Origin of the sequence: Microbacterium sp. 2MCAF23 (genome assembly GCF_052115565.1) — a bacterium.
Lineage (GTDB): Bacteria > Actinomycetota > Actinomycetes > Actinomycetales > Microbacteriaceae > Microbacterium.
Genome location: NZ_JBFRGY010000004.1, coordinates 385,400 through 410,022 on the forward strand (window position 1 = coordinate 385,400; position 24,623 = coordinate 410,022).

Genomic DNA, 24,623 nt, shown 5'->3' on the forward strand with positions numbered 1-24,623 from the left:
GATGTCAGTAGTGCGGCGGCACCTCGCGGCGCAGGGCGGCGTCGTTCGGCCCCGAAGCGCCCTGTGCCGTCGCTCCGGAATCGCGGTCGCGCTCATCCGGCTCGGCGTGCGTGCCAGGCGCCGGTGTCAGCTTCGCACGTCGTGAACCGCGCACGCGCACGATGCTCTGCCGGGATCCGGATCCGTCCGAACCCGCCTCCGACGACGCAGCAGGCTCCCCGTCAGGCATCGTCGACATCGAGCGGCTGGGTGTCGCCGTCCACGCGCGGCGCGTCGAGCGGCACCCCCAGCACCTCGCCGATGCGGCGTGCGACGCCGGCGGGATCGCTGTACAGGTCGAAGGCGTGCACGCGGATGTAGTGCCAGCCGAGGCGTCGCAGCACCTGCGGGCGCAGCCGCAGCGTCTCCCGGAGCGACTCGGGACGCGATTCCGGATCCGGTTCGATCACAACCGCCTTGCCGGCGTGCTGCGCCACGAGGGGCAGCAGTCCGCGGTAGTCCACGTCGACCGAGACCCCGATGCGCCGCAGTTCTCTGGCGAGGGCGAGCGTGAGCGGATCCGCCTGGTCCTCCGAGCGCTCCTCGCGGGCGTGGCCGGCGAGGTCCCCGAGGATCGACATGAGTGTCGCGGCACCGTGATCGAGGCGGCCCTCGTCGAACGAGGATGGCCGGATCGATGAGACGATCACCATCGACCGGCGCGCCCTGGTCATGCCGATCGTGAGCAGGCGGTCGCCGTCGGGCGAGGACAGGTCGCCGAAGTCGCTGAGCACACGGCCGTGCTTGGTGACGCCGTAACCGAGGGAGAAGATCACGCGGTCGCGGCTCTCCGCCGCCGCCTCCTCGAGCGTCAGCACGATGAAGGGCTCCTGCGTGTCCCTTCCGACGAACTCCGCCACGTCGCTGCGCCCCGCGAAGGCGACGGACACGGCCGCGAAGACCCGCTCGGCATGCCGGCGGCTCGCGGTGACGACCATGAGCGACTCGGTCGGGCGGTGCACCGCGTGCTCCACCACGAGCGTCACGACGCGCGCGACCTCGGCCTCGGGGCTCTCCATCGCACCGGTCTCCGGGTGCGGGATGCCGACGCCGCCCTCCACGTAGTCGACCGTCAGGGATCCGCGTCCGAGATAGGAGCCTGCCCACGGCAGTGACACGATCTCGCCGCCGTAGAACGCGTCGTTGATGAGCGAGGCGAGATCCTCGCCGCCGGCGCGGTAGCTGCGGGTCAGCGTGACCACGGGCAGCAGTTCGGAGAGGCGCTCGAACACCGACGTCTCGTCGAACGGCTCCTCCTCCTCGCGGTCCTCCGCGGGCATCGTGGCGACCTGGAACGGGGTCGGCTTCTGCAGCACCGGGTCGCCGAACGCGACGATCTGGCGGGCGCGACGGATGGCCGGCGTCGCCTCGGCCAGGTTGATCGCGGCGGCGTCGACCAGGATCACCGTGTCGAACTCGATCGAGTCGGGCAGATCCGGCACCTGATAGGGCGAGGCGATCCAGACGGGCGCGAGCACGCGCATGAGCGTGGGCGCCGCAGCCACCAGCTCGGCGACCGTGGTGCGGTGCTGAGTGAGCCCGTGACGCAGATTCTGGGCCTCTGCGGCTTCGTCCACGATCGAGATCCGCCACTGGCCGCTCAGCTGCCAGGCGAGCAGGGGACCTGCGGCGCCGGCGTGCGCCTCGTCGACGAGACGGAAGTCGCGCTCGAGCTGATCCACGACGGAGGTGTTCGCGCCCAGCAGCGAGCGGTTCTGCCGCAGCGCCTGCTCGAGCAGCGACTGCCACCAGGCGTACTCCAGCTCGGCGCCCACGCGGTCCTCGGAGAGGTGCCTGGTGGACAGGTCGATCAGCAGCGGTTCGAGCCCGAGACGTGCCAGTTCGTCTCGGATCCGGGCGCGCTCGATGAGGTTCTCGAAGACGTCGGACTTCGCCGCGAGACCGGCGAGCGTGCGCAGCAGGCGCGCGACGGGCAGTGTCGCGAGCGGCTCGCGACGTCCCAGCGCCGCGTCGAGTTCGGCGAGCTGCGCGTCGACGTCGCGCCAGGCCACGGAGACGTCGGCGAGCCCGAGCGGCACCTCGGGGGCGACGCCGGCGTCGACATAGCGCTGCCATTCGGTGCGCTGGCTCTGGATACGCGTGAGCGCCTCGTGCATGTCGCCCACGTGCGCACCGGGTCGCACGTACTCCTTGGCGAGCTGGCGCAGCCGGCGACGGTTCGCACCGGTCAGCGCAGCGCTCTCCCGACGGTTGCCGTGAGCCTTGATGAGCTCCCCGAGCGGACGCTCGAACACGGCCGGGGTGAAACGGTCGAGCGAGTCGCGGATCCCCTGCAGCAGCCGCAGGTACTCGCCGAGCTCGGAGATCGTCGCGAACGGGCGCATGCGCGTCTGGGCGACCAGCTCGTAGCCCTGCTCGAGCAGATCCGGCACGGTGCGCGCATGCAGCCGCTCGGCGAGCGCGTGCACGCGGTGCGCCTCATCGGAGGAGGCGAAGACGACGCCGTACCAGGGCGAGTCGTCGGGCCCGAACCGGAACTCGCCCAGCCGCGCGGCCTGCGCAAGGGCCTCGGCGGCATGCGTGCGGTCCTCCGCGAGGTTCTGCAGCGCCGGCCGACCGAGCCGCGCGGTGGTGGACGGCGGCGTCGGCAGCAGCGCGAGCCGGGTAAGCATGCGGGTGGCGTCGAGCACGCTGGCGCCCAGCGCCGGATCCTTCTCGGTCAGCGCGCGGCGGTAGTCGCGCAGCACCGTGCGCAGCCGGAGCAGGGCGTCGTCGATCTCGGCGAGCTTGGGCGGGGCCGCCTTCTCGTTGCGTCCGATCGCGCGCACCAGGTCCCGGCGCACGGAGGCGGGCGACACGGCGAATCCGTCCAGCCCGATCCCGCTCAAGCGGTGCCGCACGCCGTCGAGCGTCGAGCGTCGCGGCGAGACGACGAGCACGCGCTTGCCCGCGCGCACCAGCTCGCCGATCGCGTTGATCACGGTCTGCGTCCCGCCGGTCCCCGGCAGCGTCGACACCGTGAGCGAGTGCCCGGCCGCGATGCGCGCCAGCACCTGCTCCTGCTCGTTGTCCGCGTCGAGGAGCAGGTTGTCGGAGGCCGGTGCCCGGTCGTCCGGACCGGCGGCGGAGGGGGTCGGACCGGGTGCGGTGACCCGCTCGCGATCGGCCGCGTGCCCGGCCAGCGCATTGAGCACGGGGTGGTCGAGGTCGTGGGCGTCGCGGGCCATCGCGGTGCCGACATCGGCGAAGGTGGAGACGACCATGCGCGGCTGCACGGAGAACGTGTCGACGGACGAGGTCGCCGCACGGAGCATGTCGATGGCGGGCTGCGGTGCGAACACGCCGTTCTGATACGCCAGGGCGGCGAGCCGGGCGTCGTCGATCGTGATCCCGAAGTGGTCGCGGGCGATGCGCACCAGCTCCGGGTTGAGGAAGAACTGCCCGTGCAGCTTCAGCTCGTAGTCGGCGTAGTGCCGTCGGATCGCCAGCGGACGCAGCAGCATCGGGGCGGCGTAGTCGACGCCGCCGATCCGCCAGGTGCACAGCCCGACCGCGAGGTGCACGGCGTCGAGGCCTCGCACAGTGCGCAGCTCGGTGTTCTTCGCGGTGATGCGGTCGGCAGCCAGACGGGCGTTGCGCAGCCCCACCTCGTCGCGGAACAGGTTCGAGAGCAGCGTGGAGCGGCCGGTGATGAACTGGGGAAGGCTCCCGGGATGCGCCCGCGAGATGTCGATTCCGCCGCCGGCGACGTCGCGGTAGGCAGTAAGCGGCGACGGCCCGCCGAGCTCCGCGGCCTCCGCCCTGAGACGGGCGCGCTCGACCGTGGCGGCATGCACCACCTGTACGCCCGGCTCCGCCACGTCGACGTCGCTGGGCGTCACGGACTTGTCCTCCGCGTTCTTCCCGTCACGTCGCCACACACGACAAAGACTAGGCGTGCCGCATGGGCAGAACCGTCAGATCCGCTGGGTTTCGCCGGATTCAGGTGCTTTCTCCCTCCACAGCGGGCCTTTTCCCGATGTTCCCCACCGATTGCGCCTCTCGGCCTCCGTCGGCGCCGGCGGTGACCGAGGATGGGTGCATGACCTACCGCTACGACTTCGCCGACACCCCGTTCGGGGACGCGCTGCTCGTCTTCTCCGACGAGGGGCTGGTGGCCTTCGACCTGCCGGAGGGGATGCACCGCGGCTCGCCCTGGGCGCTGGAGGCGACCGCACGGATGCTGCATGCGCTGCCGGAACCGGATCCGGGCGCGGGCGCCGAGGTCGACGCACTGCTGCACGCGTACTTCGACGGAGAGCCGATCCGCTTCGATCAGGAGCTCGCCCTGGACTGGCGGCGCGTGAACGGCTTCACCCGCGCCGCCCTGCAGGCCGTGTCCGAGATTCCCTGGGGCGAGTCCGCGAGCTACGGCGAGGTCGCGGCAATGGCCGGCAGTCCCGGCGCCGCTCGCGCGGTGGGCACCGCGTGCCGGAACACCCCCTTCTCGATCGTCGTGCCCGTGCACCGCGTGGTGCGTGCCGACGGCTCGCCCGGCCAGTACGGGGCGCATCCCGAGCGCAAGCGGTACCTGCTGGACCTGGAGGCGGATGCGGCCGCCCGAGGCCGCACCGCGGTCGACGTCCGCCCCGGCGTGTAGGCCGCCGGGGCGGACGCGCATCCGGGCGGGATGCGCGGCGGGCGCGCGGGTGCGCGCACCCCTTCGTCAGTGCGGGCGGCTCAGTGCTCCACCGCCTTCTCCGCGCCGTAGCCGGTGAGCGAGCGCACCTCCATCTCGGCGGCGAGCCGCCGATCCTCCGAGCCCCGGTCCAGTACGGATCCGAGCCAGCCCAGCAGGAATCCGAGCGGGATCGACAGGATCCCCGGGTTCTCCAGTGGCCAGACGGCGAAGTTCACGCCCGGCAGGAACGAGGTGGGTTTGCCGGAGAACACCGGCGACAGCACGATCAGGATGATCGCCGCCGCCAAGCCCCCGTACATGCTCCATACCGCGCCCTGCGTGGTGAAGCGCTTCCAGAACAGCGAGTACAGGATCGTCGGCAGGTTCGCCGAGGCGGCCACAGCGAACGCCAGCGCCACGAGGAAGGCGATGTTCTGCCCCTGTGCTCCGATGCCGCCGAGGATCGCGAGCACGCCGATCACGATCACGGTACGGCGCGCCACGCGAACCTCGCCGTTCGGATCCGCCTGGCCGTCGCCGTTCCTGCCGCGTTTCACCACGTTCGCGTAGATGTCGTGCGCGAACGACGCGGCCGCCGTGATCGTGAGCCCCGCCACCACCGCGAGGATGGTCGCGAACGCCACCGCCGAGATGAAGCCCATCAGCACGGGACCGCCGAGATGGAGCGCGAGCAGCGGCGCCGCGGAGTTCACGCCGCCCGGCGCCGCCATGATCGACTGAGGTCCGACCAGTGCGCCGGCGCCGTACCCGAGCACCAGGGTGAGCAGGTAGAAGATGCCGATCAGCCAGATGGCCCACACCACGGAGCGACGAGCCTCCTTCGCCGTGGGCACCGTGTAGAAGCGCATCAGCACATGTGGAAGCCCGGCGGTGCCCAGCACCAAGGCGAGCGCGAGGGAGATGAAGTCCCAGGGATTGGCACCGTACTTCAGTCCCGGGCCGAGGATCGCGTCCTTCGGGTCCGAGGCGGATGCCGCCACCGCGCTCTCCAGGAGGGTGTTCAGGGAGAAGCCGTTCAGTGCGAGCACCCAGACGGTCATCGCGACCGCGCCGGCGATCAGCAGACCCGCCTTGACGATCTGCACCCAGGTCGTCCCCTTCATCCCGCCGATCAGCACGTACACGATCATCAGCACGCCGACCACCGCGATGATGAGCGATTGCCCGAGCTTGTCGCTGATGCCGAGCAGCAGCGAGACCAGGCCGCCGGCGCCCGCCATCTGCGCGAGCAGGTAGAAGAAGCACACCGCGAGGGTCGTGAGCGCCGCCGCCATCCGCACCGGCCGCTGCCTGAGCCGGAACGAGAGCACGTCGGCCATCGTGAACTTCCCGGTGTTGCGCATCAGCTCGGCCACCAGCAGCAACGCCACGAGCCAGGCGACGAGGAACCCGATCGAGTAGAGGAACCCGTCGTACCCGTTCACGGCGATCGCGCCGCAGATGCCCAGGAAGGACGCCGCGGAGAGGTAGTCGCCGGCGATCGCGAAACCGTTCTGCGGGCCGGTGAAACTGCGACCGGCCGCGTAGTAGTCCGCTGCGGTCTTGTTGTTCCGGCTCGCCCTGATCACGATGAACAGCGTCACGGCGACGAACGCGAGGAAGACGGAGATGTTCAGCACCGGATTGCTCTGCTCGAGCGTGGAGCCGGCGGCGGAATGAATGACGATCATGCCCCCGCCTCCGTCTTCTCCAGCGTCTCGCGAATGCTCGCGGATTGCGGATCCAGCTTCCGGTTCGCGAATGCGACAAAGCCCATCGTGATCGCGAATGTCGTCACGAACTGGCCGAGACCGAACAGCAGCCCGACGGTGATGTCTCCCCACACCGGCTGCGCCATGAAATGCGGAGCGAATGCCGCGAGCAGGACATACACGAAATACCAGACCAGGAACAGCACTGCGAGCGGGAACACGAAGGATCGATGCTCGCGGCGCAACCTGCGGAACGGTTCCGATTCCTGCACCTGCTGATAGTCGATGGCATCGGATGTGTGCGCATCAGTGGTTTCGGACATGGGGCCTCCTCGCCTCATATCGATTTCTCCGGCGAGCCCCGATGCGCGCCGGAGTGATAACGTCGACGCTACGAAACGACCAGACGGGGCGGGCACCCCCGGAAGTTGGTAGTCGGTGAACTCGTTCGAGACAGTCGGATCCGATGCGGATCTGGTCGCGCAGGCCGTGCGCGACCTGATCCGGCGCACCCGATTCCCGGTCGCCTTCGGCGGCCTGCTCGACAGCGGTGAGGTTCCGGTCACCGCGATCGTCGGCTCCCGCACCCGCAGCCTCGAGGGCCTCAGGGTGCAGCCGCAGCGCGGTCTCGGGGGACGGGCCATGACCGAACTTCGTCCTCGGATGACCCACGACTACGGCGCCTCGCGGCAGATCACCCACGACTACGACGGCTTCGTGCTGGGCGAAGGTCTGCGCACGCTGCTCGCGATCCCCGTGATCGTGTCCGGACGGCCGCGTGGCGTGCTGTACGCCGGGACCTGGGAGGAATCTCCGGCCGGCGGAATCACCACCGCCCCGGCGATGCAGATCGCGGACGCGCTCGCCGGCGAACTGCGCATCCGCGAAGAGGTGGAGCGGCGGCTGCGCTCCATGAGCACGCCGGCTCCCCCGCCCTCGTTGAGCCCCGCACAGCGCGAAGAACTGCGCGAGAGTTTCGCCGAGCTGCGCGCCGTCGCCGCCCTCGTGCCGGACCCGGCGGTGCGCGAACGCCTCGGTGATCTCGAGCACCGCCTGCTCGCACTCTCCGCGCCTGCGCCACGGTCGCGCGCCGCCGAGGTGCACCTGTCCCCGCGCGAGCTCGACGTGCTGAGCTGCGCAGCCCTCGGTCAGACCAACGCGCAGGTCGCAGGTGAGCTGGGACTGCGCGAGTCCACGGTGAAGGCGTACCTGGGCACCGCGATGGCCAAGCTCGACGCCCCGACCCGCCACGCCGCCGTCGCCCGGGCGCGGCGGGACGGACTGATCCCCTGACCCTCTGCGCTGCCCTGCTCCTGCCCAGGGTGTGCGGCTATGCTCGGAATCGCGCAATGCGCACCCGGACGAGGCGGGCCAGTACCCGGACAGCGAAAAGACTGGCTCTCAAGGAGGCCCGCCGTGGCGTGGTTCGTGCTCATCATCTCCGGAATGTTCGAGGCCGTATGGGCCACCGCGCTGGGGAAATCCGAGGGTTTCACGAAACTGTGGCCGAGTGTCATCTTCGTGATCGGCCTCGCCGCATCGATGTTCGGGCTGGGGTGGGCGATGCGGGAGATCCCGACGGCCACCGCCTATGCGGTATGGGTCGGCATCGGCGCCTCGCTCACCGTCGTCTGGGCGATGATCACCGGCGATTCCGAGGTGTCCTGGCTTCGTATCCTGCTGATCCTCGGGCTGGTCGGGTGCATTGTCGGATTGAAACTGATCGATCAGGGACACGCATGACATTCCGCATTCCAATCATTGCCGCCGGCAATTCCTGCAACTAGGTTTGTCGCCATGGCACGCAAAATCGTTCATCAGCTCGTCGACGATATCGACGGTTCCGTTCTCGAAGTGGGCGAAGGCGAGACCGTTCATTTCTCGCTCGACGGATCCGCCTATGAGATCGATCTGACCAGCGCCCACGCCGCAGACCTGCGTGCGGCACTCGCCCCCTACCTCTCCGCAGGCCGGCGCACGCAGCGCGCTGCGACGGGACGGCCGGCTGCAGCAGCCAAGCGCCCGAATCGCAACCCTGAGACCGCGTCGATCCGCGCCTGGGCCGGTGACAACGGCTACAAGCTCTCCGAGCGCGGCCGGATCCCGGCAGACGTGATCGAGGCCTATCGCGCCGCGAACTGACCGCAGGACCCGAAACGGAAAGGGACCGCCCGTCTGGGCGGTCCCTTTCTCACCTGTGCGGCGAGGTGGCGGGGGGTCGAGATCGGGTCGCGTGTGCCCCCGCATCTCCATCAGTTGTGCCCCCGCATCTCCATTCGCCCCTCCACGCGCCGACAAGAACCTGGGGCCGTCCAGCGTTTTCGAGACAGGTCGGCGCGCGGAGCCTCCTGGCGAACGGAGCCTCGCCTTTCGGGCGGTGTAGAGCGAGAGGGAGACCACCCTTCGGGCGGTCTCCCTCTCGCTCGTGCCCCCGACAGGATTCGAACCTGCGACCTGCCCTTTAGGAGAGGGCTGCTCTATCCGACTGAGCTACGAAGGCGCGCTCCCAGTCTAACGAGCGCCCACGGACCTAAGCGGCCATCGCCAGGTACCGCTCCCAGCTGGGTTCGCCGCGTTCGGATCCGCGCACGGTCCAGCCGGTCCCCCGCGGCGGGGCGGGCGTCAGTCGCAGCTCCCATCCCATCTCCTGCGGAGTGCGATCGCTTTTGACGTTGTTGCAGCGCAGGCAGCACGCCACCAGGTTCTCCCAGGAGTTCTTGCCGCCGCGCGAACGCGGCAGCACGTGATCGATCGTGGAGGCGGACTTGCCGCAATACCCGCAGCGGTTGCCGTCGCGGCGCAGCACCCCGCGTCTCGTGACGGGAGCGTACCGGCTCCTCGGCATCCGCACATAGCGGCTGAGCACGATCACGGCCGGGCGGTCGAAGCGGCCGCTCGCCGCCCAGACGGGATCGTCGTCGACGCATTCGACGACGGAGGCCTTCTTGTTCATGACCAGCACGAGCGCGCGTCGGAACGACACGATCGCGAGCGGTTCGTACCCTGCGTTGAGCACCAGTGTGCGCATCCTGCATCCCTTCGATCCGACCGGGACGGCTTCCCGGTCTCTCGACCGTGCGCAGACGGAGGGTCCGCAGGATACGAAAACGGCGCTGTCTACGAGAGACAGCGCCGAGAGCGCACGGGTGATCCGTGCCGATCCTGCGGGCAATGCCGAAGAACGAGTCGACCGAGTGCATCCGTGGTTCGGATGCTCGGTATTCGTCCCATCGTGTTCCTCCGCCCTTGCGACGACGGAATCAGGCTAACCCATGCCCCGGCGACGACGCGGAGAACTTCCGGTGAACGCGCTGTCGGATCAGCGGACGTTCACCTCGAGCCACGCCAGCGGGTCGATCTCGGTGTTGTTCACGAGCACCTCGAAGTGCAGGCAGGATCCGGAGACCCAGCCGGTGTTGCCGACCTCGCCGAGGTACTGTCCGGCGGTGACGCACTGACCCACGCTCACGGCTCGGCTGCCGTAGTTCATGTGCCCGTAGAGCGTTGCGATCGCGTTGGCCCCGCTCAGGGCGGGGTGCGAGAGCTCGATCGTCTCGCCGTAGCCTCCGTAGCCGTCCTGCGAGATCGTGACGCAGCCATCGGCGGCGGCGTAGATGGGCGTGCCGATCGGGGCGGCGAAGTCCTGTCCCATGTGGCTGCGACCGCTGCGAGCCGCGCCGAAGCCATCGCTCAGCGTGTAGGAGCCGGCCGCCATGGGGTAGATGACCTGTCCGGGGCTCGCGATCGGCGCCATGTTCGTGCGGACGGACGCGACCGAGGGCTTGGCAGCGGCCTCCGCCGCCGCCTTCGCCGCGGCGAGCGCGGCCTCGGCCGCCTTCTTCTGCTCGATCTCCTGCGGCGTCGTCGCGGTGAACGAACCCCGCGTGCCCGACACCGCCGTCGCCTCGGAGGCGACCACGATCGACTGCGCATGGCCGGCGGCGATCTGCTCTGCGGTCGCCGGCGAAGCGGTCGCGGGCGAAGCGGCGCCGGTCGCGAGTGCTGGAAGGGCGATCGCTGTCACCAGTGCACCGACAGCGGCGAGCACGGCGAAAGTGCGGATCGGGCGCACCACGGAACGGGAGACCGGGTTCTTCGCACGCTTCGTGGAACGCGTGTCGACGGATGTATCGGTCTTTTCGAGTTCTGCAGCCAAGGGCTTCCTCCAGGCCTCGGCGCCGTGCGTCGGCTCGTCCGTATTCGCGTGCAGGTCGGGATTTCGACAAGCATCAGGATGACCACGGCGGTGACGAACCGGGAGGCGGCCGCCGGGGTTATCGTCGACGGGCTTCTCGTCGGCGACCTCCCCGACGTTACCCGATCGTGATGAATCTGTCACCCCCTGATTCTGGATGACCGATCCGAGCAACCGGCAGGGGCGACTGATGCCGGTCAGCCCGCGTTCGCGGCGAGCCAGGGCTCAGGGTCGATGACCGAGCCGCCGATGCGCACCTCGAAGTGGAGGTGGGATCCGTACGAGTTACCGGTGTTGCCGACCAGCCCGATGAGCTGACCTGCGGAGACCTGGTCACCCGTCTCCACCATCCGGCTGCCGTAGACCATGTGACCGTAGCGGGTCTCCACCATGGTGCCGTTGAGGTTGCTCATGATCATGATCGAGACGCCGTATCCGCCGATGCTCTCGGCGGACGCGGTCACAGTCCCGGCAGCCGCAGCGTAGATCGGGGTGCCTTCCGGGGCGATCATGTCCCAGCCCTCGTGGCCGCGACCGGATCCGGGGCCTTCGCCCGGGGTGAAGCTGGTGACCGGGTAGCGCACCGCGCCCGAGCCCGGAGCGACCAGCGCCATCCCAGCGAGGGACGGGCGGGAGCTGCTGGCCGACGCCGCCGATGCGGCCGCCTCGGCGGCCCGAGCCGCTGCGGCATCCTCCGCCTTGCGCTTCTCGATCTCGTCCGGCGTGGTCGCGGTGAACTGCCCGCGCGCGCTCGGGGCCTGTGTGGCCTCGGAAGCGACGACGATCGACTGCGCGTTGTCTGCCGCCAGCTGCTCCGTGGTCACCGGGGCCGCATCGGCCGGACCGCTCGCCGAGGCGAACGCCGGAAGGCCGATCGCAGCGACCAGGGCGCCGACGGCGCCCAGGATCGCCACCGTGCGCACCGGACGCACGAAAGCGGATCGGTTCACGCCCTTCTTGGACGTCGTCGCTTCGGCGTTCGTCGGGCTCGCAGTCTCGATCGTGGTCTCAGGCAAAGTCTGTCCTCCGGCCTCTGCGCGAGATCGCGCCGGTCCGTCGTCGATCGGGTCGGTCCGCACAGGGCTCGGACACATGCCTCCCCACGGCGGCGACGGGCCGATGAGGCGAGCGCCGTGGAGTCCGTCGGCGGGCTTCTCGCCGGCGGCCCTTTCGACGCTACCGGAAAGTCACGAACGTGTCACACTGCGCCAAGGATCTGCTGAACGTTGATTTTCCGCGGATCCAGATGGTCGCGTACAGGCGACGCCCAGGCGGCGGATCGTCCCCGATGCGTGCGGAGATCTCAGGCGACCAGGAAGATGTGCGAGGCGAGCTCGACCGGGAGCTCGAGCCCCTCGTCCTGCCCGTCGACCTCGATGAGCACGTACCCCTCGTTGAAGCGGAACCGCCCGCGCGCCCCCGGGACGACGCCCGCGTCACGCAGTTGCTCCAGCAGCTCCGGATCCACCTGCGCGGGCTCGGCGAGACGACGCACGGTGCCCTCGGTGGGGGTGCCCGCCGTGTTCATGTGTTCGACGAGGCCGATCACGCCCTCGTCGAAGGTGCGCGCCGGGGTGCCGCCGAGCTGGTCCAGGCCGGGGATCGGATTGCCGTACGGCGACTCCGTGGGGTGCCCGAGAAGCTCGACCAGACGGCGCTCCACCTGCTCGCTCATGACGTGCTCCCAGCGGCAGGCCTCCTCGTGCACGTAGGCCCAGTCCAGCCCGATCACGTCGGAGAGCAGCCGCTCGGCGAGGCGGTGCTTGCGCATCACGTCCACCGCCTTGCGGCGTCCGGCCTCGGTCAGTTCGAGCCGTCGATCCTCGGAGACGACCACGAGACCGTCGCGCTCCATGCGGCCGACCGTCTGCGACACCGTGGGGCCGGAGTGCCCGAGGCGCTCGGAGATCCGGGCGCGCAGGGGGACGATGTTCTCCTCCTCGAGTTCGAGGATGGTGCGGAGATACATCTCCGTGGTGTCGATCAGATCGGCCATCGATCCCCCTTGTCGTGCCGCGGACGCGGTTGCGTGGTGTTAGGCAAGCCTACCTTCTGCGGATATGCGTCGGCTCTGCCCTGCAGGGGCTGTCAGAGGCATCGCAGCGCGGGGTCGCCAGCCTCGTGCGGAGCCCGTCGCACGGCGTCACAGGGCCGGGGCGCTCCCCCGCCGACACCTAGAATCTGTGCATGGCGATCGAGATTCCCCGTGAACTTCTGCCCGTCGACGGCCGCTTCGGATGCGGCCCGTCCAAGATCCGTCCGGAGCAGGTGAGCGCGCTCGCCGCCGTCGGGTCGAGCCTGCTGGGCACCTCGCACCGGCAGGCGCCGGTGAAGAACCTCGTCCGCAGCGTCCGCGAGCAGCTGTCGTCGCTGTTCCGCCTTCCGGAGGGCTACGAGATCATCGTCGGCAACGGCGGATCCACGGCGTTCTGGGACGCCGCCGCGTTCGGCCTCATCGAGAACCGCGCGCAGAACCTCGTCTCGGGCGAGTTCGGCGGAAAGTTCGCCAAAGCGGCGGCCGCACCATGGCTGCAGGCGCCGGACGTGCGCAACGCCGAGCCCGGATCCCGCGCCGAGGCCGAGATCGTCGACGGCGTGGACGTGTACGCCTGGCCGCACAACGAGACCTCGACCGGCGTCGCCTCGCCGATCCGCCGCGTCGCCGCGGATGGCGCCCTCACCGTCATCGACGCGACGAGCGCCGCCGGTGGCATCGACTTCGACGTGACCGAGACGGACGTCTACTACTTCGCCCCGCAGAAGAACCTGGGCTCCGACGGTGGGCTGTGGTTCGCCGCGGTCTCACCTGCCGCGATCGAGCGGATCGAACGGATCGCCGCCTCCGGTCGCTACATCCCCGAGTTCCTCAGCCTGAAGAACGCCGTCGACAACTCCCGCCTCGAGCAGACGCTCAACACGCCCGCCCTGACGACGCTGCATCTGCTCGACTCGCAGCTGCAGTGGATCAACACCAGCGGCGGACTCGCCTGGGCGGCGGCCCGCACGAACGAGTCCTCGCAGGAGCTGTACCGCTGGGCCGAGGCGACTGCCGTGGCGACGCCGTTCGTCGCAAACCCCGCCGACCGCTCCCCCGTGGTGGCGACGATCGACTTCGACGACTCGGTGGACGCGGCCGCGGTCGCCAAGACGCTGCGTGCGAACGGCATCGTCGACACCGAGCCCTACCGCAAGCTCGGCCGCAACCAGCTGCGCATCGCGACGTTCGTCTCGATCGAGCCGGATGATGTGCGGCAGCTGATCCGCTCGATCGACTACGTCCTGGAGCATCAGGGCGCCTGAGTCGCGCCGCGATACGAGAGAAGGCGCCTCCGCTCGGGGGCGCCTTCTCTCGTATCCAAGCATTTCCGGGCCTTGCCCGGCGCGTCACTCCTCGTCGGAGTCGTCGTCCTCGTCGGAGTCGTCATCCTCGTCGGAGTCGTCGTCCTCTTCGGAATCGTCATCCTCTTCGGAATCGTCATCCTCTTCGGAATCGTCATCCTCGGAGTCCTCCGCGGACTCTGCCGAGTCATCGAGCTCATCGATGTCCACGCCGTCGAGGTCGCCGGCGTGGAAACGCGGTGCGGCATCGTCCTCGTCCCGCTCATCGGCGTCGAGATCGTCATCGTCGAGGTCGTCGTCGGATCCGCCGTCGAGCTGTTCGCCCGAAATCTCCTCGGATCCGTTCGCCTCTGCGTCGTGCTGCGCGGTCGCGGCGAGCTCCGCTTGATGTGCGCGGTACTCCGCGAGGCGCTCGGCCCACGGCACCCATTCGGGCGCGAGCAGAGCACCGTCGCCGGGCAGCAGCTCGGCCTCCAGCACGGTCGGCTCCTCGTCCCCGACCTGGGCGACCGAAACGGTCCAGTACCAGCCGGGGTAGCCGCCGAGCCGGTTCTCGAAACGCAGCGAGACCACGCCGTCGACCTCGGGCAGGTAACCGGCAGCCGGTCCGACCGATGCGGCGGGGGTGATCTCGTGCAGGGCAGCGAGCGCCAGATCGCGCGCGCCCAGCAGGCGCTCGCTGACGAACGGCGCGGCGAGGGGCTCATCGGTCGAGAAGCGCTCCTCGACCGCCGGGGCGACGGCTTCGGCGGACTCCGGCGCGACCGCGCCCTGCGCAGGCTCGACCGGCTCGATGCCCGAGGCCTCGTCCTCAGGCATCGAAGTCCTCGGCGACGTTGCGCAGCACGGCGGCGATCTTGCGGCCGTGGCTGGACGACGGATAGCGGCCGCGGCGCAGGTCGCCGCCGATGCCGTCGAGCAGCTTCACGAGATCCTCGACGATCACGGCCATGTCGTCCGCGGGCTTGCGCTTGGACTTGGCGAGGCTCACCGGAGCCTCGAGCACGCGCACGGAGAGCGCCTGCAGGCCGCGTTTTCCGTCGGCGACGCCGAACTCGACGCGAGCGCCGGCCTTGACCGCGGACCCGGCGGGGAGGGACGAGGCGTGCAGGAAGACGTCCTGGCCGTCATCGGTGGTGATGAAGCCGAACCCCTTCTCGTCGTCGTAGAACCTGACCTTGCCGGTGGGCATGGGAGAACCTCGCTGCAAATACTCGGGCGCCGGATCCGGGGGATCCGATCGGGTGGCGTGCGGAAGCCCCGCACCCCACCAGCCTACCGGTCGCGGAGCGGGTAGGCTGGGACGGATGAGCACTCGGCCGCCTGCCCCCGAGCCGGAGATCCGCGGGATCGATCGGTTCCTGACCTTCGGCGCGCTGACGCTGGCCGCCCTCTCGGTGATCTGCTTCTTCGTGATCATCATCGCGACCGCGGTGGGGATGAAGCAGGCTGACTTCACGCACGGCGCCTGGCCCGTCGTGGGCGTGTTCCCGTTCTGGGGCCTGCCGATCGCCTTCGGCATGATCGTCGTCCTGCTCATCATGAGCTTCGTCCGGAGAGGACGCGCGGCGCGGCGCTCCTGACGCCGCCGCGAGCTGTTCTCACCATGAGCACCCATGCGCGCCTTCTCGCCGAGGCGTTGTCCGCGCGCACCGATGACGAGCTCGCCGCGCTCTTCGGGCGCCGTGAGGTGCGACCCGATGCCGGCTGGCACGATTTCTTCGACGCCGCCGAGGCGCTGCTGGATCCGACGTCGGTGGCACGGGTTCTGCCCCGTCTGACCCGGGCCGAGGTCGCGGGACTCGTCGCCGCCGCATCCGGCGCGGATCCCGGTGCGGTCGCGGACGCGCTGCGCACCCTCGCCCTGCTCTCGCCCTCCGGCGCGACGCTGCCCCCGACAGTGGCGGCGGCCGTCGCCGCACGCGACACCGTCGCAGGCCCGATCATCCCGGGCGACGAATCGGTGTCCGCAGACCTCCCTAAGAGCGCAGATGAGCCCGAGTCAGCCCGGGCCGCCGAACGCGCCTTCACGACGGTCGCGACACTCGCCGACGCCCTTCTGCTCGCCGAGGAGGGGCCGCTGGCGCTGCTCGCAGGCGGCACCGTGGGACTCTCCGAGAAGCGCCGCCTGAGCGAACGCGGGCTCCCCGAAGACCCTGCTCTGCTCGACGATGTGCTCGCGCTCGGCACGGCCGCCGGTCTGCTGCGGCCGATCGAGCGCACCCTGCGCCTGTCCGACGCCGGTGCGGCGTGGCTCCGGCTGCCCGGCCCCGAGCGCTGGTCGCGGCTGGTCGCAGGTTTCCGCACCGCTCTGCCCGAGGTGCTGCGCACCCGGAACGGCGGCTGGATCCCCCTTGCGGACTGGCACGCCGAGCATCCCTGGGACCCGAGCTGGCCGGCACGCATCGACGGACTCATCCGGCAGGCCCGTCTGCTCGGCCTCATCACAGACGAGAGCTCGGACGGAACCGCAGCGGAGACCCCCTGGGCCGAGGCGCCGCGACGCGGAGCGGACCCGGATCCCTCCGCCCTCGCCGCCTACGTGCCCGCCGAGGTCGACCGGATCTTCCTGCAGAACGATCTCACTGCGATCGCCCCGGGGCCGCTGCTGCCCGCCCTGGACCTGCGGCTGCGCGGCATGGCCACCCGCGAGTCGGCGAGCCAGGCGTCCTCGTACCGCTTCACCGCCGACTCGCTCAGCACGGCACTGTCGTCCGGGGAGACGGAGGAGGGGGTGCTGGACTTCCTCGAAGGTCTCTCCCTGACGGGAGTGCCGCAGCCGTTGCGCTACCTGCTGGCGCAGAGCGCGAGCAGGCACGGCCAGGTGCAGGTCGGTACCGACCCTGCGACCGGACGGACTCGCGTGCGCAGCCGCGACCTGCACCTGCTGCAGGCGATCGGCGTGGACCAGGCGCTGCGCCCCCTGGGCCTCGTCCCCGACGACACCGGCGAGGACGCCGCGGCGCTGACCACGCGGGTCAACCGCGACACCGTGTTCTGGGCGCTCACCGACGAGCACTACCCCGCCGCCCTCGTGGACGCGGCCGGTGCGGTGGAGCGACCGGTTCGCACCACAGCGGAGAGCGCTCCCCCGCCCCCCGCCGACGCCCAGCGCTACGCGGCGCTCATCGCCCGGCTGCGGGAGGCGCGTGAGGGCAACCCGGACGCCGCGTGGCTGGAACGGGAGCTCGAGCACGCCGCGAAGCAGCGCGCCGTGCTCGCCGTCGAGGTAGCCATGCCCGACGGCACGGCGCGCGAGCTGGTGCTCGAGGTGACCGGCTTCGGGGGCGGGCGCGTCCGCGGCCGCGACCGGGCGAGCGACGTCGAGCGCACCCTGCCGATCCGCTCAATCCTCTCCACCCGCGCCATCGAGGACGCCGGATCCTGAGTCCCGATCCTCTCAGCAGGACCGGGCCGCCCCGACCCCCGTGGCCGCGAGCATCGATCGGCGCCGAGCGCCGGCTCCCCGGTGTGACCGGTAGACTGGTCCGCTATGTCTGATGGCCCGCTGATCGTCCAGAGCGACCGCACCGTGCTGCTCGAGGTCGCGCACCCCGACGCCGAGAGCGCGCGGCACGAGCTCGCGATCTTCGCCGAGCTGGAACGCGCCCCCGAGCACATCCACACGTACCGGGTCACCCGGCTGGGGCTGTGGAACGCCCGCGCGGCCGGCCACACGGCCGAGGACATGCTGGAGACCCTCGACCGCTGGTCGCGTTTCCCCGTGCCCCCGTCGGTCTCCGTCGACATCCGCGAGACCGTGAACCGCTACGGCCGGCTCGTGATCGAGCGCGACGACGAGGGCGTACTCATCCTGCGCTCCACGGATCCCGCCGTGCTCACCCAGGTCGCCGGGAACAAGCGGATCCAGCCGCTGCTCGTCGGCCACCCTGCCCCCGACACGTACGTCGTGGACGCGTGGGCGCGGGGTCAGATCAAGCAGGAGCTGTTGAAGATCGGCTGGCCCGCCGAGGACCTGGCCGGCTACACGCCGGGCACACCGCACGAGATCACGCTGGCCGAGGACGGCTGGACGATGCGCCCCTACCAGCAGGACGCGGTCGACGCGTTCGCGAAGGACGGATCCGGCGTCGTCGTGCTCCCCTGCGGTGCCGGCAAGACCATCGTCGGCGCCGGTGCAATGGCGGCGACCAAGACGACCACGCTCATCCTCGTCACCAACGCCGTCTCGGCCCGCCAGTGGCGCGACGAGCTGATCAAGCGCACCAGCCTGACCCCCGAGGAGATCGGCGAGTACTCCGGGCAGGTGAAGGAGGTCAAGCCGGTCACGATCGCGACCTACCAGATCCTCACCGCGAAGCGGAAGGGCCAGTACGCGCACCTCTCCCTCCTCGACGAGATGGACTGGGGTCTGGTGGTCTACGACGAGGTGCACCTGCTGCCCGCACCGGTCTTCAAGCTCACCGCCGATCTGCAGGCCCGCCGCCGGATCGGCCTCACCGCGACGCTCGTGCGCGAGGACGGCCGCGAGGGCGACGTGTTCAGCCTGATCGGCCCCAAGCGGTTCGACGCACCGTGGAAGCAGATCGAGGCGCAGGGCTTCATCTCGCCCGCCGCCTGCTACGAGGTTCGCGTCGACCTGCCACCGGACGACCGGCTGGAGTACGCCGCCGCGACAGATGACGAGCGCTACCGCCTCGCCGCGTCCGCGCCGGCCAAGATCACCACGGTGCGCGAGCTCATCGCGAAGCACCCCGGCGAGCGCATCCTCGTGATCGGGCAGTACCTCGACCAGCTCGAGGAGTTGTCCGAGGCCCTGAACGCGCCGTCGATCACCGGCGCGACGCCGGTGGACGAGCGCGAGGAGCTGTACCGGCAGTTCCGCGAGGGCGAGATCGAGCTGCTGGTGGTGTCGAAGGTCGCGAACTTCTCCATCGACCTGCCGGAGGCCTCGGTCGCGATCCAGGTGTCCGGATCCTTCGGCTCGCGCCAGGAGGAGGCGCAGCGCCTCGGACGCCTGCTGCGACCGAAGCAGTCCGGGCACACGGCAAGCTTCTACACGCTGATCGCGCGGGACACGGTCGACCAGGACTACGCGCAGAACCGCCAGCGCTTCCTCGCCGAGCAGGGATACAGCTACACGATCCTGGACGCGCACGAGCTCGAGGCGGCCTGAGGGCGCACGACGCGAGATCAGGTGGTGCGGGCGAACCAGTCCAGCGCGAGCCGGGCGACCTCGCGCGGCTGATCGTCCGTGAGGAAATGCGCGCCGTGGTCGACGAACGCGAGCTCGAACCTGTCGGCATGCTGCCCGTGGTTCCTGCAGATGCGGCGCACCGTCGGCTCCGCGAACGGGCCGTCCTCGCTGCCGAACACGCAGAGCATCGGCGGGCGCAGACGCATCCGCTTGTAGACCCCTCCCATCAGCCGTCGCGAGACCGGTATCACCATGCCCCGGTAGAGCGCGGTCACGGCCCGCTCGATCTCAGGCCGCTCGTGCACCCGCAGGTAGGCTTCGACCGTCTCGCCGGTCATCGGCTTCGCCGCATAGCGGGATCCGAACAGGTATCCGAGCGATCTTCCCGCGCGGTGCATAAGCAGCGCCGGCATATGCGCGAACGCGGGCATCACCCGGGGCGAGAACTCCATGAAGCCCGGCGGCACGGCGACCTGCACGATCGCCCGCACGCGCTCCGGACTGCGGTACGCGAGCTGCATCCCCGAGATCGCTCCCATGTCGTGGCAGAGGAAGCGCGCGGCACCGATGTCGAGCGCGTCCAGCACGGCGACCACGTCGTCCAGCTGGGACTCCGCGCCGAATCGCGGGTCGTCGGCCTCCGTCCAGCCCGAGCCGCGCAGATCGGGGCAGATCACGCGATACCCCTCCGCAGCGATGATCGGCGCGATGAGGCGCCACTGCCACCAGTGCATCGGAAACCCGTGCAGAAGCACGACGGGATCGCCCTCGCCGATCGACGCCACATGTGTGCGCAGCCCCGGCGTGGCGATCATCGCGTGTTCGAACCCGCCCGCGTCGGGAAGCGGCGGCGACCATTCCCGTTGGAGTCGCGAGGATTCCGGCGTGTCCATGGCGAGACCTCCCTGTCATCGCACCGCGCGGACCACTGCGGTTCGCCGGGAAGTTTACTACGTTCGTAGTGTCAGCGCACTATGAAAGTAGTGATCTACGCTCGTCCCATGAGCAGTACGCGCCGTCGGGCGCTCGACGCCGCCGTGACCCTGATCGGCACGGAGGGGATCCGCGCGCTCACGCACGGCCGGGTGGATGCCGCAGCCGCGCTGCCGCCCGGATCCACGTCGAATCACTTCCGCACGCGTGCGGCGCTGGTCTCAGGGGTGATCGAGTGGCTGGCGACACAGGAGCGCGCGGACGCCGGCCTGCCGGACATCGGCTCCGCCGACGAATTCATCGATGCCGTGTCCCGGATGATCCAGCTCCAGTCCGGTCCGCTCGCGGCGCGCACCAGGGCGCGCTACGCGCTGTTCCTGGAGGCGGATGAAGACGCCGTGCGACCGCTGCGCGAACAGCGGCTCGGCATGGAGGCGTGGGTGCGCGGGATCCTCACGAGCCTCGGCGGGGACACCGCGGCTCGGCACGCCGCCTTCGTCATGGCCACCGGCGACGGCCTCCTGCTGCACCGGGTCACGGTGGATCCCGACGCACCCATCCGCGAGGTGATCGCTCACGCCGTGCATGCCGCCCTGAGCGGCTGACCGGTGCACTGGACGCGGTCGGCGCACGCGGGCCTCGATCGAGACGCTCAGACGCGGGGATCCTCCCCCGGCCTCAGACCGCAGCGCCAGCACGGCGCGGTCGGATCGTCGAGCACGGCCCCGCACTCCGGGCACACCCGGGCCAGCCAGCGGGCGGAGTCCCCGCCGCGCTCCTCGTCATCCATCTCCGGATGCTGCGTCACCGTGGACGGTGCGGGTCCGGCCCGGATCAGGTCTGCGGGATGACCGTCAGCACGCGAGCCGTGAACTCGGCGAAGGCCGACATGAACTGCCGCAGGAACTCCTCGGTCCCTGGCGTCGTCACCCGGCCGTCGTCGTCGATCAGGCCGGGCGAGTAGTGGATGTAGGCCTCGGGCGCGGTCATCTGCCGGGCGTTGAGGAAGCCGAGCGTCCCGCGCAGGGACTGCTGTCCGACGGCCGTGCCGATCGCCCCCATCGACGCCCCCACGACGCCGGTGGGCTTGTGCGCCCACACGTTCTGCCCCCAGGGTCTGCTGCCCCAGTCGATCGCGTTCTTCAGCGGTCCCGGCAGCGAACGGTTGTACTCCGGCGTCACGAAGAGCACCGCGTCGGCGCTCGTCACCGCCTCCTTGAAGTCGAGCGCGACCTGCGGATAGTCGGCATCGAAGTCGCGGTTGTACAACGGCAGGTCGGCATAGGAGATCTCGAAGAACTCGAAACCCTCGGGCGCAAGATGCGTCAGTGCGTTCGCCAGACGGCGATTGATGGACTCCCGGGAGAGGCTGCCGACGATGACGCCGACACGGTACGGCCCCTCGTGCTCGATGATGTCGATCTTCATGGACACACTCTGCACCCGAAAGGGGCGGATCGTCACGCTTCCTGAGGCGCCGCATAGCCGATCCCTAGGAAAGTTCCGCCCGCAATCAGCCCGAACACGGATCGGGTCACCATAATGGGGGCATGACTGAAGCGCGCATCCTGGTCGTCGACGACGAACCCAACATCCGCGATGTCCTCTCCACGGGCCTGAGCTTCGCCGGTTTCTCGGTGAAGACCGTCGCCAACGGCGCCGCCACGATCTCGGCCGTGCTGGAGGAGGAGCCCGATCTCATCATCCTCGACGTGATGCTCCCCGACATGAACGGATTCAGCGTCACCAAGCGACTGCGCGGCGCGGGTTTCACGGCGCCGATCCTGTTCCTCACGGCGAAGGACGACACCGAGGACAAGATCGAGGGACTGAATGCGGGCGGCGACGACTACGTCACCAAGCCGTTCGCCCTGGACGAGATCGTCGCGCGTGCGCAGGCGATCCTGCGCCGCACCATGCAGGCGGACGAGGAATCGGTGATCCGCGCCGGCGAGCTGTCGATGGATCAGGACACGCACGACGTGTTCGTCGGATCCACCCCCATCGAACTCAGCCCGACCGAGTTCAAGCTCCTCCGCTACCTCATGCTCAACCCGAACCGGGTGTTGTCGAAGGCGCAGATCCTCGACCACGTCTGGGAGTACGACTTCAACGGTGACGCCGGCATCGTGGAGAGCTACATCTCGTATCTCCGCCGCAAGATCGACCCGCACACCGAGGAGCCGGTCATCCAGACCAAGCGCGGCTTCGGCTACATGCTCAAGGTGGGGAAGACCGCGTAGCGGATGGCAGAGCCCGACGCGATCACGCGATGGTGGCGCCGGATCAGCCTTCGGGCGAAGGTGACCGGCGTCACCGTCGGCGTGCTCGCGCTCGGACTCGTCGTCACCGGCATCGGCACCATGCCGATCCTGCGCAACCTGCTCATCGACAACGTCGAATCCCAGCTGCCGACGCTCGTGACCAGCGACCTCGCCACGATCACGCCGGACGGCTACGGCACCTTCAGCGTCACACTTAAGGACGAGACGCTGGGCCTCGCGGACTACTTCGTCGCGGTCTACGACACGGGCGGCGCGCTCGTGTACTCCGGGGGCGGCGCGCCGAAGGCCGGCAAGCCCGAGTTCCCGACCGCCTACCCTCTGGCCCGTGCGACGCTCGAAGCCGGACGGACGGATCCGATGGTGCTGCGAGGCGCGGACGGATCCGAGTTCCGCGCCGCTGTGGCGGTGCGGGAGGACCCCAGCACCAACATCACCTACACGCAGATCGTGGCGGTGTCGCTGGACGAGCCGGATCGCATCCTGGCGACGTTCTTCGGGGTGTTCACCACGGTGGCGCTCGTGACGATCATCATCGCGGCGCTCGCCACCCGGGGGCTGGTGACGCTCGCCTTCCGCCGGCTGGGCCGGGTGGAGTCCACCGCCATGGCGATCGCCGCGGGCGACTTCAGTCAGCGGCTCACGGACCTCGAGCCGACGACCGAGGTGGGGCGGCTGAACGGCGCCATCAACACCATGCTCGACCGGCTGGACGCGGCGATCGCCCAGCGCGACCGCTCTGTGCAGCAGATGCGGCGCTTCGTCGGCGACGCCAGCCATGAGCTGCGCACGCCGCTGGTGAGTGTGCGCGGCTACGCCGAGCTGTACCGGATGGGCGCCATCAAGCCCGGCGAGGACACTGCGCGCGCGATGGACCGGATCGAGAAGGAGGCGCTGCGGATGGGCGTGCTCGTCGAGGATCTGCTCGCCCTCGCCCGCCTGGACGAGCAGCGCGAACTCACCATCGAACCGCTCGATCTTCGCCCGCTCGCGCAGGACGCCGCGCTCGACCTGCGCGCGGCGGCGCCCGAGCGCCCGGTCACCGTCGTCGACATGACCGCCGAGGCGCACCCTACGGACCTGCCCGTGCCCTCACACATGGCGATCACACGGCCGACCCCGACAACACGCGCGGCGCCTCCGCGCGGTCGCATACCCGCGATCCTGCGCCGGCGCCCGCGCGACGGCGGCCCGGTTCCCGAGATCGACTTCTCCGAGGCCGTCGTCGCTCCCGTCTCCACGCCGCCGATCGTGCTCGGCGAGGAGAACAAGGTGCGCCAGGTGATCGCGAACCTGCTCGGCAACGCGCGGCGATTCTCCCCCGGCGACTCCCCCATCGAGGTGGTCGTGGGCGCGGACCGGCGCCGGGACGTGGGCTGGTTCGCGATCGTGGATCACGGTGAGGGCGTCCCCGAGCAGATCCGGGATCAGATCTTCCAGCGCTTCTGGCGCGCCGACTCCTCGCGCACGAGAGACACCGGCGGCGCGGGCCTGGGGCTCGCCATCGTCGCGTCCATCGTGCGTGCGCTGAACGGCTCGGTCCAGGTGACCGAGACACCGGGCGGCGGTGCGACGTTCACCGTGTCGCTGCCGCTCGCACCGGCGCAGGCGACGCCGGAGCACCTGCTGCAGGACACGCAGCCCATCGAGCCGCTCGACCTCTCGCGCTGAGCCCGGCGGCCGCTGGACCTGTCCCGCTGAGCCCGGCGGCAGCTGGCGTCCTCGATCGATCCGCACAGTGCGGACCCCGCGAAGGTTCCGCACCGGTTGCGCGACCGGCCCCTATCGACAGGCACCGGATCCCTAACGTCGGATGCATCCGATGCACCACGACGAAAGGATCCTCATGTCCGTTTTCACCGTCGACACTGACGCCGTCTTCACCACCAGGCTGTCCGTGCAGGCCACGAGCGAGCGGCTGCAGAGCGACTCGGCCGCCATGACGTCGCAACTCACTCAGCTGCAGTCGTCCTGGAGCGGGGGCGCCTCCGTCGCGTGTCAGAACGCCGTGGAGCAGTGGCGCGGCGCACAGGCGCATGTCGAGCAGGCGCTCGCGGCGATCGCCCAGGCCCTCGGGTCCGCCGGCCAGCTCTACGCGCAGGCCGAGAACGACTCCACTGCGCTGTTCCACTGAGTGTCCCCCTGCCGAGGACGCGCTTTCGTGGGCGGCTCCGCAGACGGAGAAGGCCCCCGGGACGAATGAACTGGTCCCCAGTAGTTGGACTGGCCGATTGAGAGCTTAGGGTTAAGCGGCGAGGGCCTGGGTCCGGTATTGCACCGGGCTCAGGCCCTTGAGCGTTGAGTGGGCCCGTTCGGCGTTGAACCAGTCGATGTAGGTGTCGAT

Annotated in this window: 25 protein-coding genes, 1 tRNA gene and 1 riboswitch; of the genes, 12 read left to right on the forward strand and 14 right to left on the reverse strand. The window is 69.9% G+C overall.

Features of this window, described 5'->3' with window-relative positions; genetic code table 11:
- Positions 1-4 precede the first annotated feature (4 nt).
- Together AB4078_RS06460 and AB4078_RS06465 are read right to left on the reverse strand one after the other, a co-directional pair.
- Positions 5-229 carry a hypothetical protein gene (locus AB4078_RS06460; protein WP_441976429.1) on the reverse strand — a complete coding sequence of 75 codons (225 nt, stop codon included), beginning with the start codon at positions 227-229 and terminating at the stop codon, positions 5-7.
- On the reverse strand, positions 222-3,881 hold the full coding sequence (locus AB4078_RS06465; RefSeq protein ID WP_441976430.1) for an AAA family ATPase: 3,660 nt from the start codon (positions 3,879-3,881) through the stop codon (positions 222-224). Before AB4078_RS06465 ends, AB4078_RS06460 begins: the two co-directional genes overlap by 8 nt.
- A gap of 200 nt (positions 3,882-4,081) precedes the next feature.
- On the opposite strand from AB4078_RS06465, the gene AB4078_RS06470 reads away from it, so the two are divergent.
- The gene (locus AB4078_RS06470) at positions 4,082-4,639 is read left to right on the forward strand and encodes a methylated-DNA--[protein]-cysteine S-methyltransferase (RefSeq protein WP_441976431.1); all 558 of its coding nucleotides are present in this window, start codon (positions 4,082-4,084) and stop codon (positions 4,637-4,639) included.
- Between the two features lie 80 nt (positions 4,640-4,719).
- On the opposite strand, the gene AB4078_RS06475 is transcribed toward AB4078_RS06470, so the two are convergent.
- Positions 4,720-6,351 carry a solute symporter family protein gene (locus AB4078_RS06475; RefSeq protein WP_441976432.1) on the reverse strand — a complete coding sequence of 544 codons (1,632 nt, stop codon included), beginning with the start codon at positions 6,349-6,351 and terminating at the stop codon, positions 4,720-4,722.
- Positions 6,348-6,695 (reverse strand): DUF485 domain-containing protein, encoded by a 348-nt coding sequence (locus AB4078_RS06480; RefSeq protein ID WP_441976433.1) that lies wholly within the window; start codon positions 6,693-6,695, stop codon positions 6,348-6,350. Before AB4078_RS06480 ends, AB4078_RS06475 begins: the two co-directional genes overlap by 4 nt.
- A 115-nt stretch (positions 6,696-6,810) precedes the next feature.
- Here AB4078_RS06480 and AB4078_RS06485 point away from each other — a divergent pair, with 115 nt between their 5' ends.
- The 3 genes from AB4078_RS06485 to AB4078_RS06495 all read left to right on the forward strand — a co-directional run bounded on the left by AB4078_RS06485 (position 6,811) and on the right by AB4078_RS06495 (position 8,514).
- Positions 6,811-7,665, forward strand: coding sequence for a LuxR C-terminal-related transcriptional regulator (locus tag AB4078_RS06485; protein ID WP_440733723.1), 855 nt, complete (start codon positions 6,811-6,813; stop codon positions 7,663-7,665).
- 46 nt (positions 7,666-7,711) lie between these two features.
- A riboswitch (guanidine-III (ykkC-III) riboswitch) is annotated at positions 7,712-7,776 on the forward strand.
- 12 nt (positions 7,777-7,788) lie between these two features.
- Positions 7,789-8,115: a DMT family transporter gene (locus AB4078_RS06490; RefSeq protein ID WP_440733724.1), complete on the forward strand. Its 327-nt coding sequence runs from the start codon at positions 7,789-7,791 to the stop codon at positions 8,113-8,115.
- Positions 8,116-8,169: 54 nt separating this feature from the next.
- On the forward strand, positions 8,170-8,514 hold the full coding sequence (locus tag AB4078_RS06495) for a histone-like nucleoid-structuring protein Lsr2 (protein WP_441976434.1): 345 nt from the start codon (positions 8,170-8,172) through the stop codon (positions 8,512-8,514).
- A 284-nt stretch (positions 8,515-8,798) separates the two neighbouring features.
- Here the strand turns inward: AB4078_RS06495 and AB4078_RS06500 are convergent.
- The 5 genes from AB4078_RS06500 to AB4078_RS06520 all read right to left on the reverse strand — a co-directional run bounded on the left by AB4078_RS06500 (position 8,799) and on the right by AB4078_RS06520 (position 12,563).
- Positions 8,799-8,872: transfer RNA gene (locus AB4078_RS06500), tRNA-Arg, on the reverse strand.
- 30 nt (positions 8,873-8,902) lie between these two features.
- Positions 8,903-9,400, reverse strand: a complete 498-nt coding sequence (locus tag AB4078_RS06505) for an HNH endonuclease (RefSeq protein WP_440733726.1) — start codon at positions 9,398-9,400, stop codon at positions 8,903-8,905.
- 291 nt (positions 9,401-9,691) lie between these two features.
- A complete protein-coding gene (locus tag AB4078_RS06510) occupies positions 9,692-10,528 on the reverse strand; it encodes a M23 family metallopeptidase (RefSeq protein ID WP_441976435.1) in 837 nt (278 codons plus the stop codon).
- A gap of 236 nt (positions 10,529-10,764) precedes the next feature.
- The gene (locus AB4078_RS06515; protein WP_441976436.1) at positions 10,765-11,583 is read right to left on the reverse strand and encodes a M23 family metallopeptidase; all 819 of its coding nucleotides are present in this window, start codon (positions 11,581-11,583) and stop codon (positions 10,765-10,767) included.
- A gap of 287 nt (positions 11,584-11,870) precedes the next feature.
- Entirely contained in the window at positions 11,871-12,563 is a 693-nt protein-coding gene (locus AB4078_RS06520; protein WP_440733729.1) for a metal-dependent transcriptional regulator, read from the reverse strand.
- Between the two features lie 191 nt (positions 12,564-12,754).
- Between AB4078_RS06520 and serC the strand changes: the two genes are divergently transcribed.
- The gene (gene serC, locus AB4078_RS06525) at positions 12,755-13,867 is read left to right on the forward strand and encodes a phosphoserine transaminase (RefSeq protein ID WP_441976437.1); all 1,113 of its coding nucleotides are present in this window, start codon (positions 12,755-12,757) and stop codon (positions 13,865-13,867) included.
- 84 nt (positions 13,868-13,951) lie between these two features.
- On the opposite strand, the gene AB4078_RS06530 is transcribed toward serC, so the two are convergent.
- The gene (locus AB4078_RS06530; protein WP_441976438.1) at positions 13,952-14,725 is read right to left on the reverse strand and encodes a DUF3027 domain-containing protein; all 774 of its coding nucleotides are present in this window, start codon (positions 14,723-14,725) and stop codon (positions 13,952-13,954) included.
- The gene (locus AB4078_RS06535; protein ID WP_440733732.1) at positions 14,718-15,098 is read right to left on the reverse strand and encodes a cold-shock protein; all 381 of its coding nucleotides are present in this window, start codon (positions 15,096-15,098) and stop codon (positions 14,718-14,720) included. The genes AB4078_RS06530 and AB4078_RS06535 overlap by 8 nt, the downstream gene beginning before the upstream one ends.
- A 115-nt stretch (positions 15,099-15,213) precedes the next feature.
- Between AB4078_RS06535 and AB4078_RS06540 the strand changes: the two genes are divergently transcribed.
- The 3 genes from AB4078_RS06540 (at position 15,214) to AB4078_RS06550 (ending at position 19,043) form a co-directional block, all read left to right on the forward strand.
- Positions 15,214-15,489: a multidrug ABC transporter ATPase gene (locus AB4078_RS06540; protein ID WP_441976439.1), complete on the forward strand. Its 276-nt coding sequence runs from the start codon at positions 15,214-15,216 to the stop codon at positions 15,487-15,489.
- 23 nt (positions 15,490-15,512) lie between these two features.
- Entirely contained in the window at positions 15,513-17,294 is a 1,782-nt protein-coding gene (locus tag AB4078_RS06545) for a helicase-associated domain-containing protein (protein WP_441976440.1), read from the forward strand.
- A 105-nt stretch (positions 17,295-17,399) separates the two neighbouring features.
- Positions 17,400-19,043, forward strand: a complete 1,644-nt coding sequence (locus tag AB4078_RS06550; RefSeq protein WP_440733735.1) for a DNA repair helicase XPB — start codon at positions 17,400-17,402, stop codon at positions 19,041-19,043.
- Positions 19,044-19,060: 17 nt separating this feature from the next.
- On the opposite strand, the gene AB4078_RS06555 is transcribed toward AB4078_RS06550, so the two are convergent.
- Positions 19,061-19,957 carry an alpha/beta fold hydrolase gene (locus AB4078_RS06555; protein WP_441976441.1) on the reverse strand — a complete coding sequence of 299 codons (897 nt, stop codon included), beginning with the start codon at positions 19,955-19,957 and terminating at the stop codon, positions 19,061-19,063.
- A gap of 108 nt (positions 19,958-20,065) precedes the next feature.
- Between AB4078_RS06555 and AB4078_RS06560 the strand changes: the two genes are divergently transcribed.
- Positions 20,066-20,602: a TetR/AcrR family transcriptional regulator gene (locus tag AB4078_RS06560; protein WP_233311465.1), complete on the forward strand. Its 537-nt coding sequence runs from the start codon at positions 20,066-20,068 to the stop codon at positions 20,600-20,602.
- A 229-nt stretch (positions 20,603-20,831) separates the two neighbouring features.
- On the opposite strand, the gene AB4078_RS06565 is transcribed toward AB4078_RS06560, so the two are convergent.
- Entirely contained in the window at positions 20,832-21,425 is a 594-nt protein-coding gene (locus AB4078_RS06565) for an NADPH-dependent FMN reductase (RefSeq protein WP_440733738.1), read from the reverse strand.
- A gap of 122 nt (positions 21,426-21,547) precedes the next feature.
- Between AB4078_RS06565 and AB4078_RS06570 the strand changes: the two genes are divergently transcribed.
- The 3 genes from AB4078_RS06570 (at position 21,548) to AB4078_RS06580 (ending at position 24,413) form a co-directional block, all read left to right on the forward strand.
- On the forward strand, positions 21,548-22,240 hold the full coding sequence (locus AB4078_RS06570; protein WP_159575299.1) for a response regulator transcription factor: 693 nt from the start codon (positions 21,548-21,550) through the stop codon (positions 22,238-22,240).
- 3 nt (positions 22,241-22,243) lie between these two features.
- Positions 22,244-23,950: a sensor histidine kinase gene (locus tag AB4078_RS06575; protein ID WP_441976442.1), complete on the forward strand. Its 1,707-nt coding sequence runs from the start codon at positions 22,244-22,246 to the stop codon at positions 23,948-23,950.
- A 175-nt stretch (positions 23,951-24,125) separates the two neighbouring features.
- Positions 24,126-24,413, forward strand: coding sequence for a WXG100 family type VII secretion target (locus tag AB4078_RS06580; RefSeq protein ID WP_440733740.1), 288 nt, complete (start codon positions 24,126-24,128; stop codon positions 24,411-24,413).
- 111 nt (positions 24,414-24,524) lie between these two features.
- Here the strand turns inward: AB4078_RS06580 and AB4078_RS06585 are convergent.
- Positions 24,525-24,623, reverse strand: a 99-nt coding sequence (locus tag AB4078_RS06585) for an IS3 family transposase (protein WP_441976455.1), incomplete at its 5' end; no start/stop codon positions are given.